The organism is Metabacillus bambusae (genome assembly GCF_017497975.1).
Taxonomy (GTDB): domain Bacteria; phylum Bacillota; class Bacilli; order Bacillales; family Bacillaceae; genus Metabacillus; species Metabacillus bambusae.
Genome location: NZ_JAGDEL010000045.1, coordinates 1 through 17,123, shown reverse-complemented (window position 1 = coordinate 17,123; position 17,123 = coordinate 1). Strand labels below are relative to the sequence as shown.

Genomic DNA, 17,123 nt, shown 5'->3' with positions numbered 1-17,123 from the left:
GTTCTTTGACTTCGTACGAGAGAGTGAAATTACCGTAGGATTTGGCTTCTGTAGCTGGACAAAGTAAGAGCGTAAACTCAGTTAAGTGAATTGAATTGTGAATCGTTATCTAGTTTTGAAGGAATATCCCTTCAACTTAATAAATTATCTGGTAATGATGGCGAAGAGGCCACACCCGTTCCCATGCCGAACACGGAAGTTAAGCTCTTCAGCGCCGATGGTAGTTGGGGGTTTCCCCCTGTGAGAGTAGGACGTTGCCGGGTAAGAGAGAGAAGATCAGTAGAGATACTGGTCTTTTTTGTAGATTTTTTTATAAATCGCAAGGTTTAATAATTTAGAAATGAAGACAAATTTAAATTACTAGCCTAAGGCTTGGGAGAAGCATATAAAGGAACTTCTACTAAGAACGCCACGTCCTGTGGCAACGTAGAAGTCAGCACATCCTGTGCAAGTAAGGAAGCGCAGAGAGTGAAGACCGGAATGTGCGTTCTTGGCACATGAGGATCTGAATGAACAAGCTGACGAAGAGATTCGCCGCTTATCGCAAGCCGATATCCGAACATGGAAGTTAAGCTCTCTGCGCCGATGGTAGTTGGGGGTTTCCCCCTGTGAGAGCAGGACGTTGCCAGGTAAGTGAGAAAAGGATCAGTAGAGATACTGGTCTTTTTTTGCATATTTAAATAAGGTGGTTTAAAAGAGGTATAAGTACGTACACACGGACACAAAAGAATAGAAGAACAAATAGAACACAGCTATAGAGCTAGCAGGAATACTAGCTCCAATATGCAGAAATATAACAAGTAAAGTCCTTCGAAAATGATGGGTCTATTTAAAGATTATGTTCTAAGAAATTCAAGATGAAATATGGAATTTTTCGTTTTGCAATTTCCATGTATCGTAAAATGAAGGGATAATCATCGTTTGATGCACCTAAGAGGAGTTCATACCACCATTCCGTTTCATATCGTGAAATCATACTTAAATTATATAACAATAGATAATGAACAAGTATTTCTGGAATGTTTAGCAACAACTCTCTTGAGGTTGGAAGGTAGAAATTCCCATCCTCAAGATGATATGAAAATGGCATACAATTATAAGTTGCCATTGAGTTCACACTTTTAAGAAGAACAATACCTTTAGTATCATCTTTATCTACCTCAAATAAAAATCTTTCTTCAAGAAATTCCGCCAAACGTTTTGGTGACATATGAAACAGTTGTGCTATACTCTCAGTAATCAAAAGTTGATCAAGATCTTTATCAACTAGAACAGAAATTTTTTTGGAATAATGGAATGAAAAAACCTCATTCATTTCTGCAATTTGCTTAAAAAGTAACTCCATTGAATATTTTTCCGCTTCTAAATGGTTAATTTGAAATAATTTACTTGCTACATGTGAAAACAGACCATTTCTTTGGATTTTTATTTCATCTTCCAAGAAATGATATTGTTGTTTCTTTCGTTTTCTACTTGAAACACCATGAGCAAGCACTGATGACGTTGAAGGATATTCTGGATCAATAATGATAAGGCATGCTTTTATTAATTGTGATATTCCATAAAATAGTAGCATTGGTTGAATGGCAGGTGGTGACTGATTTGTTTGTGAGAAAAAATTTTCTCCATGTTTTAGAAAATAAACAAATCGTAAACAATTATCATATGAACGACTACTTGCGTTTTCATACAAAAGTTTTTCATAAGATTTTTCCAGTTTTTTTTGAACTGTTTCTGTTGAATGATAGGACAGTAAGCGTTCCCAAATATGTGTATTCATGAATTGTACACTCCAATTATTAAATTCAAAATATTTAAACTCTTTAATCCTTCCTTGACAGTCGGTATGACTGTTGATAATCTACTAATAATATTTTGCCGAAAAAAGGGGGATTTACTATGTGGGAACAAAAATTTTCTAAAGAAGGCCTTACGTTTGATGATGTATTATTAGTACCAGCTAAATCTGAGGTATTACCAAGGGATGTGGATTTAAGTGTAAAGCTGACACCAAGCTTAAAGCTTAATATTCCAATTATGAGTGCTGGTATGGACACTGTAACAGAGGCAGAGCTTGCGATTGCAATAGCAAGACAAGGTGGATTAGGAGTTATTCATAAAAATATGTCAATTGAACAGCAAGCAGAGCAGGTTGATAAAGTAAAAAGGTCTGAACGAGGAGTTATTACAGATCCCTTTTATTTAACTCCAGAACATCAAGTGTTCGATGCTGAGCATTTAATGGGTAAATATAGAATTTCTGGTGTTCCAATTGTAAACAACCCTGAAGAACAAAAATTAGTTGGAATCATTACAAATCGTGATATGCGTTTTATTCAAGATTTCTCGATAAAAATTTACGATGTGATGACAAAGGATAATCTTGTTACAGCAGATGTAGGAACAACATTAAAAGATGCAGAGAGTATTTTACAAAAGCATAAAATTGAAAAATTACCTCTTGTAGATGACGATGGTGTATTAAAAGGTTTAATTACCATAAAGGATATTGAAAAGGTAATTGAGTTCCCGCATTCAGCTAAAGATGAACATGGTCGTTTAATAGTTGCAGCTGCTGTAGGAGTAACTGCAGATACAATGATGCGTGTGAAAAAGTTAGTAGAAAAAAGTGTAGATGCGATTGTAGTTGATACAGCACATGGTCATTCAAAAGGGGTTTTAGAGACAGTTAAAGCAATTCGTAATGAATACCCTACTTTGAATATTATTGCGGGTAATATTGCCACTGCAGAGGCTACAAAGGCATTAATTGAAGCAGGTGCTAATGTTGTAAAAGTTGGAATTGGTCCTGGATCAATTTGTACAACACGTGTTGTAGCTGGTGTAGGTGTTCCTCAAATTACTGCAGTATATGACTGTGCTACTGAAGCAAGGAAGCATGGTGTATCCATAATTGCCGATGGAGGAATCAAATACTCCGGAGATATGGTAAAGGCTCTTGCAGCAGGCGGTCATGCTGTTATGTTGGGTAGTCTTCTTGCAGGTACTTCTGAAAGTCCTGGAGAAACTGAAATTTTCCAAGGAAGACGTTTTAAAGTATATCGCGGAATGGGTTCAGTTGCTGCAATGGAAAAAGGAAGTAAGGATCGTTATTTCCAAGAGGACAACAAGAAGTTTGTTCCTGAAGGAATTGAAGGAAGAACTCCTTATAAAGGACCACTATCAGAAACAATTTATCAACTTGTAGGTGGTATTCGATCTGGTATGGGATACTGTGGAACAAAGGATCTTCAAGAACTTAGAGAAAACACACAGTTTGTACGTATGACAGGCGCGGGATTAAAGGAAAGTCATCCACACGATGTACAAATTACAAAGGAAGCACCAAACTATTCACTATAATTTTCCACTTATGACAAATAGTTCGTTAAATATGACAGAACTATAACATTTGGCAGAGTCTTGTACTCTGTCTATTTTTTTTGGACTTTCTATGATAAAATCAATCTTGTTGTCTGATCTGGGATAAGAAGAACTTGTCCTAATTTTTTTAGTTGTTATCTTTTAGTTTTCATAACGAAAATAAACTGATGTTTAAATATAGATAAAAAAATAATCTGGAGGTATAACATTGAACAACTTGAGATTTAAGCAGTTGATCGCGATTCTATTTGCGTTCACATTTGTCATTTCAGCTTTTGCCCCATATACTACTGCAAGTGCTGCAGAGGAGCCTATTTCGGTTAATGCAAGCTCAGCAATCATAATTGAGGAATCGACTGGAACAATCCTCTATGGAAAAAATATTGATGAAAAACTACCAGTAGCGAGTATGGCTAAGGTAATGACTGAGTATCTAGTGTTAGAAGCGATTGAGGATAAAAAAATTAAATGGGATCAAAAGTATACTCCTAGTGAATATGTATATAAAATTTCACAAAATACTAGCCTTTCTAATGTCCCTTTAAGACAAGATGGTTCTTATTCAGTACAAGAATTATACGAAGCAATGGCAATCTATTCTGCTAATGGTGCAGCAATTGCGTTAGCTGAAATTATAGCAGGTTCGGAATCAGCTTTTGTAAAAATGATGAATGAAAAAGCGAAAGAACTTGGTCTAACAAACTATGAATTTGTTAATGCAACGGGTTTAGAAAATGAAGATCTTCAAGGGATGCATCCTGAAGGAACAAGTGCAGATGCAGAAAACCAATTATCTGCTCGTGATATGGCATTACTCTCTCAAAAATTAATTCAAGATTTCCCAAAAGTTTTAGAGACGGCAAGTACTCCTAAGAAGGTATTTAGAGAAGGTACAGATGATAGGACAAACATGCCAAACTGGAACTGGATGCTTCCAGGATTAGTTTATGAGTATGAAGGTGTGGATGGTTTAAAGACAGGTTCTACAAATAATGCTGGTTCATGTTTTACTGCAACTGCTGTTAGAAAGGGTATGCGCGTAATTTCTGTTGTAATGAATGCTAAGGGTGAATCATTGCATGAATCAAGATTTGTTGAAACGAAAAAAATGCTGAATTATGCTTTCGATAATTTTTTAGTTAAAGAGGTTTTCCCAGCTAATTTTCAAATTAAAAATCAATCATCAATACCTGTTGTAAAAGGTAAAGAAGATAAAGTATCTATTCAGACAAAAGATGCGCTGACTCTTGTAGTGAAAAATGGTGAGGAAAAAGCTTACAAGCCAACTTTTAAAATTGATGAAAGCCAGCTAACAAAAAAAGGTGAGTTGACTGCTCCTGTTAAGAAAGACCAAAAGGTTGGAACTATGGTAGTTAATTATGAAGGAACAGGCAGTGCATTAAGCTTTATTGAAAAAAATAAAACACCACAAGTAGAACTTATTACGAAAGAAGCTGTTGATAAAGCAAACTGGTTTGTCTTATCAATGAGAGGAATTGGAGGCTTCTTTAGCGGTCTATGGGGAACTGTAACAGATACAGTAAAAGGTTGGTTTTAGTTAAAAGGCTCCTATTATAGGGGTCTTTTTATTTACCAGGATATGATAAAACTACTAACACTCTTGATATCGATCTAAACTGGTGCTTAACTTTTCTAATAGCATAAATTAATAATGACATTAATAATTCGCGTTAAGATGGAAACCATATAGAGGTAAAATACTAGAATAGTGTATGATTTACGAATAGTTTTACTAATTGCATTTATTTTGATAGGATTTTTTTAAAAGTTAGGATAAAATATAGCTTAGATGATTTTTAAAAACTCTATTACAAATCCTACAATAGGAAATTACATAAGGGGGACAAACATAATGAGTAATACAACAGGTACTGATCGCGTTAAACGCGGAATGGCAGAAATGCAAAAAGGTGGCGTCATTATGGACGTTATCAATGCAGAGCAGGCTAAAATTGCTGAGGAGGCTGGTGCAGTAGCAGTAATGGCCCTTGAGCGTGTTCCTGCTGATATCCGTGCGGCTGGTGGCGTAGCAAGAATGGCAGACCCAACAATTGTTGAGGAAGTTATGAACGCAGTTTCAATTCCAGTTATGGCAAAAGCACGTATTGGTCATATCGTTGAAGCACGTATTCTTGAAGCAATGGGTGTAGACTACATTGATGAAAGTGAAGTATTAACACCTGCAGATGAAGAATATCACCTTTTAAAAAGTGATTTCACAGTACCATTCGTTTGTGGCTGCCGTGATTTAGGAGAAGCTACTCGCCGTATCGCTGAGGGTGCTTCTATGCTACGTACGAAGGGTGAGCCAGGTACAGGGAATATCGTTGAAGCAGTACGTCATATGCGTAAAGTAAATGCTCAAATTCGTAAAGTAGCTGCGATGAGTGAAGATGAATTAATGACTGAAGCAAAAAATCTTGGTGCACCATTTGAGCTTCTTCTTCAAATTAAAAGAGAAGGTAAATTACCAGTCGTTAACTTTGCAGCTGGTGGTGTAGCAACTCCAGCAGATGCTGCATTAATGATGCAACTAGGAGCAGATGGAGTATTTGTTGGTTCAGGTATCTTCAAATCAGAAAATCCTGCTAAATTTGCTCGCTCAATCGTAGAAGCAACTACACATTATCAAGACTATGAACTAATTGCAAAACTTTCAAAAGGACTTGGATCTGCAATGCAAGGGATTGAAATATCAAGCCTTTTACCTGAGCAAAGAATGCAAGAGCGTGGTTGGTAATAAAAAGGAGTTTATACAATGTTGAAAATCGGTGTTTTAGGTTTACAAGGTGCTGTAAGAGAACATATTCGATCAATTGAAGCATGTGGTGCTGAAGGAATCATCGTTAAAACACATAACCAGCTTGATGAGGTAGATGGATTAATTATTCCTGGCGGAGAAAGTACGACAATGCGTCGTTTAATTGATAAATATGACTTTATGGGGCCATTAAAGAATTTTGCTGCAGCTGGTAAGCCTATGTTTGGTACTTGTGCAGGTTTAATCCTCCTTGCTAAAAACCTTGTAGGCTATAGTGAATCACATTTAGGACTTTTAGATGTAACGGTTGAACGGAATTCATTTGGTCGCCAAAAGGATAGCTTTGAAGCAGAATTGATGATCACGGGTGTTGGCGAAGATTTTGTAGGAGTATTTATTCGTGCTCCACACATTGTTGAGGTTGGAGAAGATGTCGAAATTCTATCGAAACACAATGGTCGAATTGTTGCGGCTCGTCAAGGTCAATTCCTAGGATGTTCATTCCACCCAGAGTTAACGGACGATCATCGCATGACACAGTTATTTGTAAATATGGTAAAAGAATCAAAATAAATGTATAAAAAGCTTGCAGGTGCTGTAAACTTATAGTAAATTATGATTACTTAATTTTATATGTAAACGTGTTGATAGGAACTAGTAGCATGATATTCTATCTGTAGAGAGCCGATGGTTGGTGGAAATCGGTGTTAGATGCATGTGAATCCATCCTTGAATGAATTGCTGAACTAACTAAGTGCTATAGTAGGCTATTCCGGCTGTGACCGTTATTCATTAAGTGGAAAATACACATGTTGTATTTTTAACTAGGGTGGCAACGCGGGTAACTCTCGTCCCTTTTTGGGATGGGAGTTTTTTGTTGTTTAAAAATAGCAGTGAAGGAGAATGGATAATGCTTGATATTAAATTCTTAAGATTGAACTTTGAAGAAGTAAAAGAGAAATTATCTAAACGTGGCGAGGATTTAACAGACTTTGGAAAATTCGAGGAACTAGATAAAAAAAGAAGAGAACTAATTTCTTCTGCTGAAGAATTAAAAAGCAAACGTAATGATGTTTCTTCTCAAATTGCTCAATTAAAGCGAGAAAAACAAGATGCAGATCATTTAATTAAAGGGATGAAAGAAGTAGGAGAAGACATCAAGGTTTTAGATGATCAATTACGTGAGGTTGAAATGGAATTAGAGAGCCTACTTTTATCTATTCCAAACATTCCACATGAAAGTGTTCCTATTGGTGATACAGAGGATGACAATATTGAGGTCCGTAAATGGGGTGAGTTGCCACAGTTTGGTTTTGAACCAAAGCCACACTGGGAAGTAGCTGATGAATTACAAATTTTGGACTTTGAAAGAGCAGGGAAGGTTACTGGTAGTCGCTTTGTATTTTATCGTGGTTTAGGAGCAAGGCTAGAAAGAGCACTCTATAACTTTATGCTTGATCTACATGTTGACGAACATGGATATACTGAAATTTTACCACCATTCATCGTTAACCGTGATAGCATGACTGGTACTGGGCAATTACCTAAGTTTGAAGAGGATGCATTCAAAATCGTTGGAGAAGATTACTTCTTGATTCCTACAGCTGAAGTCCCAGTAACCAATTTGCATCGTGAGGAAATCCTAACGGTTGAACAGCTTCCGATTAGCTATGCAGCTTTTAGTGCAAATTTCCGCTCAGAAGCAGGATCTGCAGGAAGAGATACGAGAGGGTTAATTCGTCAGCATCAATTTAATAAAGTTGAACTTGTTCGCTTTGTTAAGCCAGAGGATTCTTATGAAGAGCTTGAGAAATTAACAGGACACGCAGAGAAGGTTCTTCAGCTGTTAAAATTGCCTTACAGAGTATTAAGCATGTGTACTGCTGATCTAGGTTTTACAGCAGCGAAGAAATATGATCTTGAAGTATGGATTCCAAGCTATGGAACTTACCGTGAGATTTCTTCTTGTAGTAACTTTGAAGCATTCCAAGCACGCCGAGCAAATATTCGCTTCAGACGTGATCCAAAGGCAAAAGTTGAGCATGTGCATACACTAAATGGATCAGGATTGGCAATTGGAAGAACTGTAGCTGCAATCTTAGAAAACTATCAACAGGAAGATGGATCAGTTATAATTCCGGAAGTTTTAAGACCATACATGGGAAATAAGGAACGTATTAGTTTATAATTAATTTTATGAGTACTAGGAGGAGTTTGGATCATTATTTCAAACTTCTCTAGTTCTATGTATAATGTTCTAAATAAAAGAGTAGGCTAAAGTTTATAGTCATGAATTTTTTTAAAAAAAGTTTTTATGAATTATTGACAAGTATATCGATAATATGATAAATTAATTCTTGTCCGATACGGAGGAATACCCAAGTCCGGCTGAAGGGATCGGTCTTGAAAACCGACAGGGGTGTCAAAACCCGCGGGGGTTCGAATCCCCCTTCCTCCTCCATAATTTAAAATATAATCCTATATTAGCGCATAAAATATAGGAGATTGATAAAACCGTTACATTTATTGTAGCGGTTTTTTTTCGTCTAGGAAATTATAAAATCCTGTACTGTGGATAGGTGTTTTAACATCTAGCTCTAGTTCATACATCGCTAAACAGGCGCTTTTGCTTTTGTTATTCAAGTTTATAAAAAAAGAGGTTGTCCCATCCTTCTGCAACCTAAGTCAGAAGGAGGAACAAGCCTCTTATTTTTTTAGTAATTTTGTTTGTTCAATAAAGTAACCAATCCGTTCAATAATTGGTTCTATTGTTTGTTCATTTTTCATAATATCGTAGTCATTTATATTTAGTCGTAATACAGGACAAGCGTTAAAGTTATTAATCCAATTTTCATAGCGGTGATGCATTTCCTCCCAATATTCAACAGGTGTTTGCTGTTCCATAGGGCGTCCGCGTAATTTAATTCTTGATAAGATATCATCTAAGCTTCCCTCAAGATAAATAAGAAGATCTGGATGAGGGAAATAAGGTGTCATTACCATAGCATCAAAAAGGTTTGTATATGTTTCATAATCTACTTCAGACATAGTGCCTTTTTCATAGTGCATTTTAGCAAAGATCCCTGTATCTTCGTATATCGAACGATCTTGAATAAAACCTCCTCCATATTCAAATATTTTCTTCTGCTCTTTAAAGCGTTCTGCAAGAAAATAGATTTGCAAATGAAAACTCCAGCGTTCAAAATCAGCATAAAATTTATCTAAATAGGGATTTGAGTCAACCTTTTCAAAGGATGTTTTAAAGTCTAGAGCTCTAGCTAGAGCATTTGTCATCGTTGATTTTCCTACTCCAACAGTACCAGCAATTGTAATAACCGAGTTATGTGGAATGTTATATTTATCGCGTAAATTCATTTGTGATAGCTCCTTTTTGCAGGTACTGATCCAATGTTTTAAATATATATGATAAGTCACCTTTATTTTGTACAAAGTCTAAAGTATCACCATTAAATCTTACTACAGGAACAGTAGGGTTTTCTTTTTCCCACTGGGTCATTGCTATTTCGTAGTCTTCCAAAAGCTGCTGAAGATAATTAGGGTCTATATTACGTTCAATCTCTCGCCCTCTATTTGCAATGCGAGAAAGTAATGTTTCAAGACTTGCATTTAAATAAATAATTAAATTAGGTGTTGGCATGTCAGCAGTTAAGATGTTGTATATCTTTAAATACTTATTATACTGCTCGTTTTTTAATGTGCGCTTTGCAAAGATAAGATTTTTATAAATATGATAATCTGCTACAACAGATTTATTCAATTGCAGATACTGTTTATTAATATCCTCTAGTTGCTTATAGCGATTGCAAAGAAAAAACATTTCAGTTTGGAAGCTCCATTCGTTAATGTTTGTATAAAACTTTCCAAGGAAAGGATTTTCATCCACAATTTCTTTTAATAAATGAAACTGATAATAGTCAGCAATTGCCTTTGATAATGAAGTTTTCCCGACACCAATCGGGCCCTCAACAGTGATAAAGGGTATGTTCATAATGGGTCCTCCTTTAAAACGAACCACTAATACTTTAAAAATCGACAAAGTTCATTTTACCACAGCTATTCTTTTTTGGAGTAAACATTTGAGAGAATGTTCACATTTCCAGTATTTATATAAAAACTGATTTGTTCTAAACTGAAGATTGAGGAAGTACATAAAAATGAGGATGACCATTTTCAGTCATCCTCGTTTCTATCCTCTATTTTTTCTCAACCTCAAAGTTATTCGTAATTAATAGCCAGTTTTGTGGAAAAGCTAGACCTAGCTTCCAGTAACTGATTCCTCGTAAATTAAGTTCCTTAATTAAATCAAACTTTGCTTGAATTGATCTTGCGTCTTCAAACCATACCTTATGTTCTTTGCTGTTATCATCTATGTAATTAAAGTGTGGAGCTTGAGCTTCATAATCATATTCAATTTGTTCATTATATTTACTAGCTAGTTGAATGGCCTGTTGGGGACTAACTGCTTTCGCGTATTGTCCGCCTTGGACAAATGGTAGAGTCCAGTCATAGCCATATAAGTTTTGCCCCATCATAATTTTGCGACTAGGCATTTCTGATATTGCATATTCTAGTACTTCTCTTACGGGGTTAATTGGTGAAACAGGCATTGGTGGACCTGCGCTATAACCCCATTCATAAGTCATAATTACAACAAAATCAACAATTTCCCCATGGGCTTTATAATCATGAGCTTCATACCAACGGCCTTTTTGACCTGCGCTTGTTTTGGGAGCTAATGCTGTAGAGAGGAGCCAACCTTCTTGATTGAATCGGTTTTTAGCTTTTCTTAAGAATTGGTTATACGCTTCCCGATCCTCTGGTCTTAAGTACTCCATATCAAAATGAATATCACGGAATCCGTATTTCTTCGCTGTTGTAACGATATTATTTAAAAGTTTATTTTGAATATCCATATTTGTTAAAACAATTCTTCCAAGTTCATCATTAAATTGATCATTTTCAAGATTTGTGATTGCCATCATTAATGTGACGTTGTTTTGTTTCGCAATTTGTGGGAAATTATTTAATAAAGGTTCTTTTAATGTACCATCTCTCTGTATTTGAAAACTAAATGGTCCTAGATATGTCAAGTATGGTGCAGCATCCCGGGCGGCTTGTTCTAAATTTGGAGCTACACTTGTACCTCTTGGTTCAATGTATGCATTTGTTTCAACTTTTCTTTCCTTCTTTTCGGGTATATATATTCTTAATCCTATTGAAAGAGGTTGATTTATTGGGATATTATTGACTCTAGCTAATTCAAGCGGAGAAAAGCCAAATGTTTGACCGATTTTGTACAAACTATCACCTGGTTGCACCCAATAAAATCTTCCCCTTATTGGTATGACTATTGCTTGCCCGATGACTAAGTTATTTGGATTAGGAAGTTCATTTGTGCGAACAATCTCCTGTACAGATGAACTGTATGCTTGTGCGATACCATTCAACGTTTGTCCTTGTTGGACAATATGTATTTGCATGTTCGACCTCCTTATCATACTTTTTTAACATCATATGACGTGAGGGTTCTGTACATGTTAGTTTAATTTTATATTTTCACTTTTTATAACTGAAGCCTTAAGTGTATTTTTCATCATTTTAAGAGCAAATTGATTATCTTCCTCGTCATTAGATGCAATACAGTCAGAGGGAATTGTAATTTCAAATCCTCTCATATATGCATCGTTTGCAGTAAATAGAACACAAATATTACCGGCGATGCCGGTAATAATTAGCCTTTCTATATTCAAACTATAAAGTAGTGTGTTTAATGCTGTTCCATAAAATGCTGAGTGTTTAGGTTTAATTAGGAAATATTCATCATCTTCAGGGTATATGGTATGAATAATCTTTTCGCTCAATGTATTTCTACACTTTTTGGCAATCCTTTGAAAATCTGCCTGCCATAGTTCATAATGATCATTCACATAGATAATCGGAGAACCATTTCTTTTTAATTTCTTTTTTAGAGAAGAGATTCGAAGAGAGATATCATTTGTTCGTTTTGCTAAAATAGGACCATGCTCGAATTGAAAATCATTTATCATATCAATAATAAGAAGTGCTTGTTTTGGTTGACTTTCCATATTGTTTCTCCTTTTTTAACAAAAGTAAGTTTGAGTTTTTGTACGGGTGCTTACGCTTTTGTTTTTAGGTTGTAACAGAATAGTAAATTATATAAGGGGTATATTTATGTATAATGACCAGTACTTTATGAACTTAGCAATAGAGGAAGCAAAAAAGGCTCAAGATATTGGTGAGGTTCCGATTGGAGCAGTCATTGTTCTCGATGGAAAAGTTATATCTTCAGCTTTTAATTTGCGTGAAAAGGATCAGCGTTCGATTGCACATGCAGAGATTTTGGCGATTGATAAAGCCTGTAAGGTTTTAGGTACATGGAGATTAGAGGAGGCAATACTTTACGTAACATTAGAGCCTTGTCCAATGTGTGCTGGTGCAATAGTTCTTTCCAGGGTAAAACGTGTCGTATACGGAGCAGCAGATCCGAAGGGTGGCTGTGCTGGAACATTGATGAATTTATTACAAGATCAAAGATTCAACCACCAAGTAGACATTACAAAAGGTGTCGAGGAAGAAGCCTGTAGTAGGTTGTTAAGTGATTTTTTTAAAGAGATAAGAGAAAGAAAAAAGAAAAAAACAAAAAACTAGAAAAAACTTACAGTGCTTAGACGTTGCATTTTACCTCTGAAGGTTATATACTAATACATGCGTCGTACTTAATGGCGCAACTAAATATGGTATCAATTTTGCCGTGCTAAGCGGGGAGGTAGCGGTGCCCTGTACTCGCAATCCGCTCTAGCGAGGCCGAATCCCTTCTAGAGGTTAGCGTACTGTAGGGCTGCCTCAAGTAAGTGGTGTTGACGCCTGGGTCCTGCGCAATGGGAATCCACGAACCATGTCAGGTCCGGAAGGAAGCAGCATTAAGTGGAAGCTCCCATGTGCCGCAGGGTTGCCTGGGTCGAGCTAACTGCTTGAGTAACGCCTATGGTTGCTAATCGAAGGAAGGTGCACGGCAGTTAAATTTATCATAACGACTCACTCTTTTTAAGGGTGAGTTTTTGTATTATACGAACTTTTTATGAAAGTTGTTTTTATATACGGGTCACGCTTTGTAAAACGATAGATGGTTGTTATAATAGAGTAGATGAAAATGAAGGGGGACGTTTTTGTGGGTTATCAAGCATTATATCGTGTTTTTCGACCACAGTTGTTTCATGATGTGGTTGGACAAGAACATATCACTAAAACGTTACAAAATGCCCTTTTACATAATAAATTTTCACATGCATATTTATTCTCAGGTCCTCGAGGAACTGGTAAAACAAGTGCAGCGAAAATATTTGCTAAAGCAGTAAACTGTGAAAAGGCTCCAATAGCAGAACCCTGTAATGAATGTTCAGCTTGTAAAGGAATTACAAATGGATCAATTTCTGATGTAATTGAAATAGATGCTGCGTCTAATAATGGTGTTGATGAAATTAGAGATATACGAGATAAAGTGAAATATGCACCATCATCTGTTCAATATAAAGTATATATTGTGGATGAGGTTCACATGTTATCTATTGGGGCTTTTAATGCCCTGTTAAAAACATTAGAAGAACCACCGAAGCATGTCATTTTTATTTTGGCTACAACAGAGCCTCATAAAATACCTTTAACTATTATCTCTCGTTGTCAACGCTTCGATTTTCGAAGAATAACAGCTTCGGCTATCGTAGGAAGAATGAAAGAGATCGTACATAATCAACAAGTTGATGTTGAAGAAGCAGCTTTAGATGTTATTGCTAGAGCGGCAGATGGAGGAATGCGTGATGCATTAAGCCTCCTCGATCAAGCGATTTCATATAGTGATGAACAAGTAAGAGTGGAAGAAGCATTACTTATCACTGGGTCTGTTTCCCAAGGAATCATAGGAAAGATAGCTGGAGCTATTAATCAAAAGGACGTAACAACTGCATTACAAGCACTTGATCAGTTGATGTATCAAGGGAAAGATCCAGCAAGGTTTATCGAGGACTTTATCTTCTATTACCGGGATATGCTCTTATATCAAACTGCACCAACAATAGAGGATGTTTTAGAACGCGTAACAGTTGATGAACAATTCATTCAGCTAACAAAGGAAATACCTTCAAGTGAAATATATGAAACAATTGAGACTTTAAGTAAAAGTCAACAAGAGATGAAGTGGACGAATCACCCACGAATCTTTTTGGAGGTAGCGATTGTGAAGTTGTGTCAGCAAAGTTTGGCATCTTCACAATTTGAACAAGAAGAATACAATTCTTTATTAGAAAAGATAAATAGTTTGCAATCCGACTTGAACCGACTAAAGCAGCAGGGGATTTCAGCTCCACAACCATCAGCGCCAAATGAGCCAAAACAAAGATCAATGAAAAGTGGCTACAAAACTCCTGAGGGTAGAATCCAGGAAATACTTAAAATTGCCACAAGAAATGATTTGGAGATTATCAAAAGTCGGTGGGGAGAACTATTAGAGTTACTTAAAAGACAAAATAAAGTATCTCATGCTGCTTTATTGAACGATAGCGAACCAGTCGCTGCATCTAAATCTGCATTTGTGCTAAAGTTTAAATTTGAAATTCACTGTAAAATGGTTGCTGAAAATAATAACAATGTTCGGACGAATTTAGAATTGATTCTGCAAGAAATTACGGGAAAAAGTTTGGAAATGGTTGGCGTTCCCGAACAAGATTGGGTTAAAATAAGAGAAGACTTCCTTAGGGATCAAAAAGATGATAATGATACCCAGCAAGAGGGTGAAGAAGATCCTTTTATTGCTGAAGCAAGAAAACTGGTTGGTAATGAATTAATCGAAATAAAAGAATAAATATTGGAGGAATGAAACATGATGCGTGGCGGTGGAATGGGTAATATGCAAAAAATGATGAAGCAAATGCAAAAAATGCAAAAGGATATGGCGAAAGCACAAGAAGAGCTTGCCGAAAAAACAGTTGAAGGTAGAGCTGGTGGTGGAATGGTGACTGTTGTTGTAAATGGTCAAAAGGAGCTAGTTGAAGTAAATATTAAAGAAGATGTAGTTGATCCAGAAGATATTGAAATGCTACAAGACTTAGTGTTGGCTGCAACTAATGATGCGCTAAAGAAAATGGATGATTTAACTAACGATACGATGGGTCAATTTACAAAAGGAATGAACTTACCGGGTATGTTCTAGGAGGATTAATCATGCATTATCCTGAACCGATATCAAAGCTAATTGATAGCTTTATGAAATTGCCAGGAATCGGACCAAAAACGGCCGTTCGACTGGCTTTTTTTGTCTTAAATATGAAAGAAGATGTTGTGTTAGACTTTGCTAAAGCGTTAGTTAATGCAAAGCGAAATTTATCCTATTGTTCTGTTTGTGGTCACATAACTGACCAGGATCCATGCTATATATGTGAGGATGATAGACGGGATAAAAGTATAGTATGTGTGGTCCAAGATCCAAAAGATGTTATTGCAATGGAAAAAATGAAAGAATATAACGGGTTATATCATGTACTACACGGATCTATCTCACCAATGGACGGGATTGGTCCTGAGGATATTAAGATTCCTGAGTTATTAAAAAGACTTCAAGATGACACAATACAAGAAGTGATTTTAGCTACTAATCCTAATATTGAGGGTGAAGCTACAGCAATGTATATTTCACGATTATTAAAACCTTCTGGTATTAGATTAACAAGAATTGCACATGGTTTACCTGTAGGTGGAGATCTAGAGTATGCAGATGAGGTGACATTATCAAAAGCAATAGAGGGAAGAAGAGAAATATAATATGAAACTTTCAGCATAAACGGATGTTAACCTAACTTAGGTTAGTTCTAGTACACATCAGAGAATAAGACTGAAAACTACTGCCAATTGCTGTGGATAAAGGAGAGACAACTATGCTTTTTCGCCGAAAGGGTTGGTTAAGGACTCAATATGATCAACAACTAATACAAAATTTACTCAATATGAAAAGCGAGTGGAATCGGCAAAAACAACTTATTGAAAAAAGTGTTGAACCATCTCCACAAGTTTTATATGAATTAAAGGTAGCTGAAGCGAAATATTTCTTTTTACTGAAAGAGGCAAAAAAACGCAACATCAAAATCGGACGAATGTAATGTTTTAAAGGTGTTAAATAGGTGCCATAACTCTATGTTTATACTTTTCGTATTAGCTTGTTCTATTTTTTCACTCATTTCATATCTATTACTATAGAGAAATGAAAGAGAGTGATGAAAGTGGATCCCATAATCGTATTTTCGGTGCTCGGTGGATTAATCCTAGTCCTTTTATTTGTTGGTGCGCCTGTTCGCCCTCTTAGATGGATTGGGCAATTATGTATAAAAATAGTAGTTGGGGCATTATTATTGTTTTTTGTAAATGCATTTGGTACGAGCTTTGATCTCCATATACCTATTAACTTAATAACTTCAAGTGTTTCTGGTATATTAGGAATCCCTGGCTTGGCTGCTCTAATAATTATTAAAACAATGATTATAGGTTAAAACAAATGGATGCTCCATTTGTTTTCTTTTTTTGTTGACATATATTTTAATGGATGATATATTATTATTCGTCGCTAATGACGAGAGTTTTCCTCTTGAAAATTTAGAATAAAAAAGATGTTGACTTAAATGGATACAACATGTTATTATAGTTAAGTCGCTTCTTGATGAAGACGAAAAAGTTCTTTGAAAACTAAACAAAACCAAGCGTGCCAACGTTAATTTTAAATTAACAAAACAACGTACTATATAGTACAAACTTATGAGCTATATCAAACACTTTATTGGAGAGTTTGATCCTGGCTCAGGACGAACGCTGGCGGCGTGCCTAATACATGCAAGTCGAGCGAATCAATGGGAGCTTGCTCCCAGAGATTAGCGGC

The 17,123-nt window shown here is 36.0% G+C and carries 16 protein-coding genes, 1 tRNA gene, 2 rRNA genes, 1 other RNA gene and 1 other annotated feature; of the genes, 15 read left to right on the top strand and 5 right to left on the bottom strand.

From position 1 onward, the window contains the following. Positions 1 to 147 precede the first annotated feature (147 nt). Positions 148 to 263: ribosomal RNA gene (gene rrf, locus I7822_RS28995) — 5S ribosomal RNA — on the top strand. Between the two features lie 566 nt (positions 264 to 829). On the opposite strand, the gene I7822_RS28990 is transcribed toward rrf, so the two are convergent. Further along, complete coding sequence (locus I7822_RS28990) at positions 830 to 1,780, bottom strand: YaaC family protein (RefSeq protein WP_207982500.1); 951 nt, start codon at positions 1,778 to 1,780, stop codon at positions 830 to 832. Positions 1,781 to 1,899: 119 nt separating this feature from the next. Between I7822_RS28990 and guaB the strand changes: the two genes are divergently transcribed. From guaB to I7822_RS28960, 6 genes are all read left to right on the top strand, one after another. Continuing rightward, complete coding sequence (guaB, locus tag I7822_RS28985; protein ID WP_207982499.1) at positions 1,900 to 3,363, top strand: IMP dehydrogenase; 1,464 nt, start codon at positions 1,900 to 1,902, stop codon at positions 3,361 to 3,363. Positions 3,364 to 3,592: 229 nt separating this feature from the next. Beyond that, the gene (locus I7822_RS28980; RefSeq protein WP_279382034.1) at positions 3,593 to 4,942 is read left to right on the top strand and encodes a D-alanyl-D-alanine carboxypeptidase family protein; all 1,350 of its coding nucleotides are present in this window, start codon (positions 3,593 to 3,595) and stop codon (positions 4,940 to 4,942) included. Between the two features lie 315 nt (positions 4,943 to 5,257). After that, positions 5,258 to 6,145, top strand: coding sequence for a pyridoxal 5'-phosphate synthase lyase subunit PdxS (pdxS, locus tag I7822_RS28975; protein WP_066336127.1), 888 nt, complete (start codon positions 5,258 to 5,260; stop codon positions 6,143 to 6,145). 18 nt (positions 6,146 to 6,163) lie between these two features. Continuing rightward, positions 6,164 to 6,739, top strand: a complete 576-nt coding sequence (gene pdxT / locus I7822_RS28970) for a pyridoxal 5'-phosphate synthase glutaminase subunit PdxT (RefSeq protein WP_207982498.1) — start codon at positions 6,164 to 6,166, stop codon at positions 6,737 to 6,739. 62 nt (positions 6,740 to 6,801) lie between these two features. Beyond that, positions 6,802 to 7,025: a binding site (T-box leader), on the top strand. Between the two features lie 51 nt (positions 7,026 to 7,076). Continuing rightward, positions 7,077 to 8,354: a serine--tRNA ligase gene (gene serS, locus I7822_RS28965; protein ID WP_207982497.1), complete on the top strand. Its 1,278-nt coding sequence runs from the start codon at positions 7,077 to 7,079 to the stop codon at positions 8,352 to 8,354. Between the two features lie 180 nt (positions 8,355 to 8,534). Beyond that, positions 8,535 to 8,627: transfer RNA gene (locus I7822_RS28960), tRNA-Ser, on the top strand. Positions 8,628 to 8,872: 245 nt separating this feature from the next. On the opposite strand, the gene I7822_RS28955 is transcribed toward I7822_RS28960, so the two are convergent. The 4 genes from I7822_RS28955 to I7822_RS28940 all read right to left on the bottom strand — a co-directional run bounded on the left by I7822_RS28955 (position 8,873) and on the right by I7822_RS28940 (position 12,273). Continuing rightward, complete coding sequence (locus I7822_RS28955) at positions 8,873 to 9,541, bottom strand: deoxynucleoside kinase (protein WP_207982496.1); 669 nt, start codon at positions 9,539 to 9,541, stop codon at positions 8,873 to 8,875. Then, positions 9,525 to 10,175: a deoxynucleoside kinase gene (locus I7822_RS28950; RefSeq protein WP_243459748.1), complete on the bottom strand. Its 651-nt coding sequence runs from the start codon at positions 10,173 to 10,175 to the stop codon at positions 9,525 to 9,527. Before I7822_RS28950 ends, I7822_RS28955 begins: the two co-directional genes overlap by 17 nt. A gap of 205 nt (positions 10,176 to 10,380) precedes the next feature. Next, a complete protein-coding gene (locus I7822_RS28945; RefSeq protein ID WP_207982495.1) occupies positions 10,381 to 11,667 on the bottom strand; it encodes a glycoside hydrolase family 18 protein in 1,287 nt (428 codons plus the stop codon). Between the two features lie 57 nt (positions 11,668 to 11,724). Beyond that, on the bottom strand, positions 11,725 to 12,273 hold the full coding sequence (locus tag I7822_RS28940; RefSeq protein WP_207982494.1) for a cysteine hydrolase family protein: 549 nt from the start codon (positions 12,271 to 12,273) through the stop codon (positions 11,725 to 11,727). Between the two features lie 106 nt (positions 12,274 to 12,379). On the opposite strand from I7822_RS28940, the gene tadA reads away from it, so the two are divergent. From tadA to I7822_RS28900, 8 genes are all read left to right on the top strand, one after another. Then, on the top strand, positions 12,380 to 12,856 hold the full coding sequence (gene tadA / locus I7822_RS28935; protein ID WP_207982493.1) for a tRNA adenosine(34) deaminase TadA: 477 nt from the start codon (positions 12,380 to 12,382) through the stop codon (positions 12,854 to 12,856). A gap of 101 nt (positions 12,857 to 12,957) precedes the next feature. Then, positions 12,958 to 13,221: signal recognition particle sRNA large type (ffs, locus tag I7822_RS28930), an RNA gene on the top strand. Positions 13,222 to 13,376: 155 nt separating this feature from the next. Then, entirely contained in the window at positions 13,377 to 15,062 is a 1,686-nt protein-coding gene (dnaX, locus tag I7822_RS28925) for a DNA polymerase III subunit gamma/tau (RefSeq protein ID WP_207982492.1), read from the top strand. Positions 15,063 to 15,083: 21 nt separating this feature from the next. Then, on the top strand, positions 15,084 to 15,410 hold the full coding sequence (locus I7822_RS28920) for a YbaB/EbfC family nucleoid-associated protein (RefSeq protein WP_372442270.1): 327 nt from the start codon (positions 15,084 to 15,086) through the stop codon (positions 15,408 to 15,410). Positions 15,411 to 15,421: 11 nt separating this feature from the next. Next, positions 15,422 to 16,018 carry a recombination mediator RecR gene (gene recR, locus I7822_RS28915; protein ID WP_207982490.1) on the top strand — a complete coding sequence of 199 codons (597 nt, stop codon included), beginning with the start codon at positions 15,422 to 15,424 and terminating at the stop codon, positions 16,016 to 16,018. Positions 16,019 to 16,131: 113 nt separating this feature from the next. Continuing rightward, positions 16,132 to 16,353: a YaaL family protein gene (locus tag I7822_RS28910; protein WP_207982489.1), complete on the top strand. Its 222-nt coding sequence runs from the start codon at positions 16,132 to 16,134 to the stop codon at positions 16,351 to 16,353. 120 nt (positions 16,354 to 16,473) lie between these two features. Further along, a complete protein-coding gene (locus I7822_RS28905; protein WP_207982488.1) occupies positions 16,474 to 16,740 on the top strand; it encodes a pro-sigmaK processing inhibitor BofA family protein in 267 nt (88 codons plus the stop codon). Between the two features lie 281 nt (positions 16,741 to 17,021). Next, a 16S ribosomal RNA gene (locus tag I7822_RS28900) occupies positions 17,022 to 17,123 on the top strand; the annotation flags it as partial.

What these genes read in the sequence shown, in the direction of transcription:
- I7822_RS28920 (WP_372442270.1), top strand. Translation starts at nt 15,084, where the DNA reads ATGCGTGGCGGTGGAATGGGTAATATGCAAAAAATGATGAAGCAAATG.
- I7822_RS28940 (WP_207982494.1), bottom strand. Translation starts at nt 12,273, where the DNA reads ATGGAAAGTCAACCAAAACAAGCACTTCTTATTATTGATATGATAAAT.
- pdxS (WP_066336127.1), top strand. Translation starts at nt 5,258, where the DNA reads ATGAGTAATACAACAGGTACTGATCGCGTTAAACGCGGAATGGCAGAA.
- tadA (WP_207982493.1), top strand. Translation starts at nt 12,380, where the DNA reads ATGTATAATGACCAGTACTTTATGAACTTAGCAATAGAGGAAGCAAAA.
- I7822_RS28990 (WP_207982500.1), bottom strand. Translation starts at nt 1,780, where the DNA reads ATGAATACACATATTTGGGAACGCTTACTGTCCTATCATTCAACAGAA.
- I7822_RS28950 (WP_243459748.1), bottom strand. Translation starts at nt 10,175, where the DNA reads ATGAACATACCCTTTATCACTGTTGAGGGCCCGATTGGTGTCGGGAAA.
- guaB (WP_207982499.1), top strand. Translation starts at nt 1,900, where the DNA reads ATGTGGGAACAAAAATTTTCTAAAGAAGGCCTTACGTTTGATGATGTA.
- I7822_RS28945 (WP_207982495.1), bottom strand. Translation starts at nt 11,667, where the DNA reads ATGCAAATACATATTGTCCAACAAGGACAAACGTTGAATGGTATCGCA.
- serS (WP_207982497.1), top strand. Translation starts at nt 7,077, where the DNA reads ATGCTTGATATTAAATTCTTAAGATTGAACTTTGAAGAAGTAAAAGAG.
- I7822_RS28955 (WP_207982496.1), bottom strand. Translation starts at nt 9,541, where the DNA reads ATGAATTTACGCGATAAATATAACATTCCACATAACTCGGTTATTACA.
- I7822_RS28910 (WP_207982489.1), top strand. Translation starts at nt 16,132, where the DNA reads ATGCTTTTTCGCCGAAAGGGTTGGTTAAGGACTCAATATGATCAACAA.
- recR (WP_207982490.1), top strand. Translation starts at nt 15,422, where the DNA reads ATGCATTATCCTGAACCGATATCAAAGCTAATTGATAGCTTTATGAAA.
- pdxT (WP_207982498.1), top strand. Translation starts at nt 6,164, where the DNA reads ATGTTGAAAATCGGTGTTTTAGGTTTACAAGGTGCTGTAAGAGAACAT.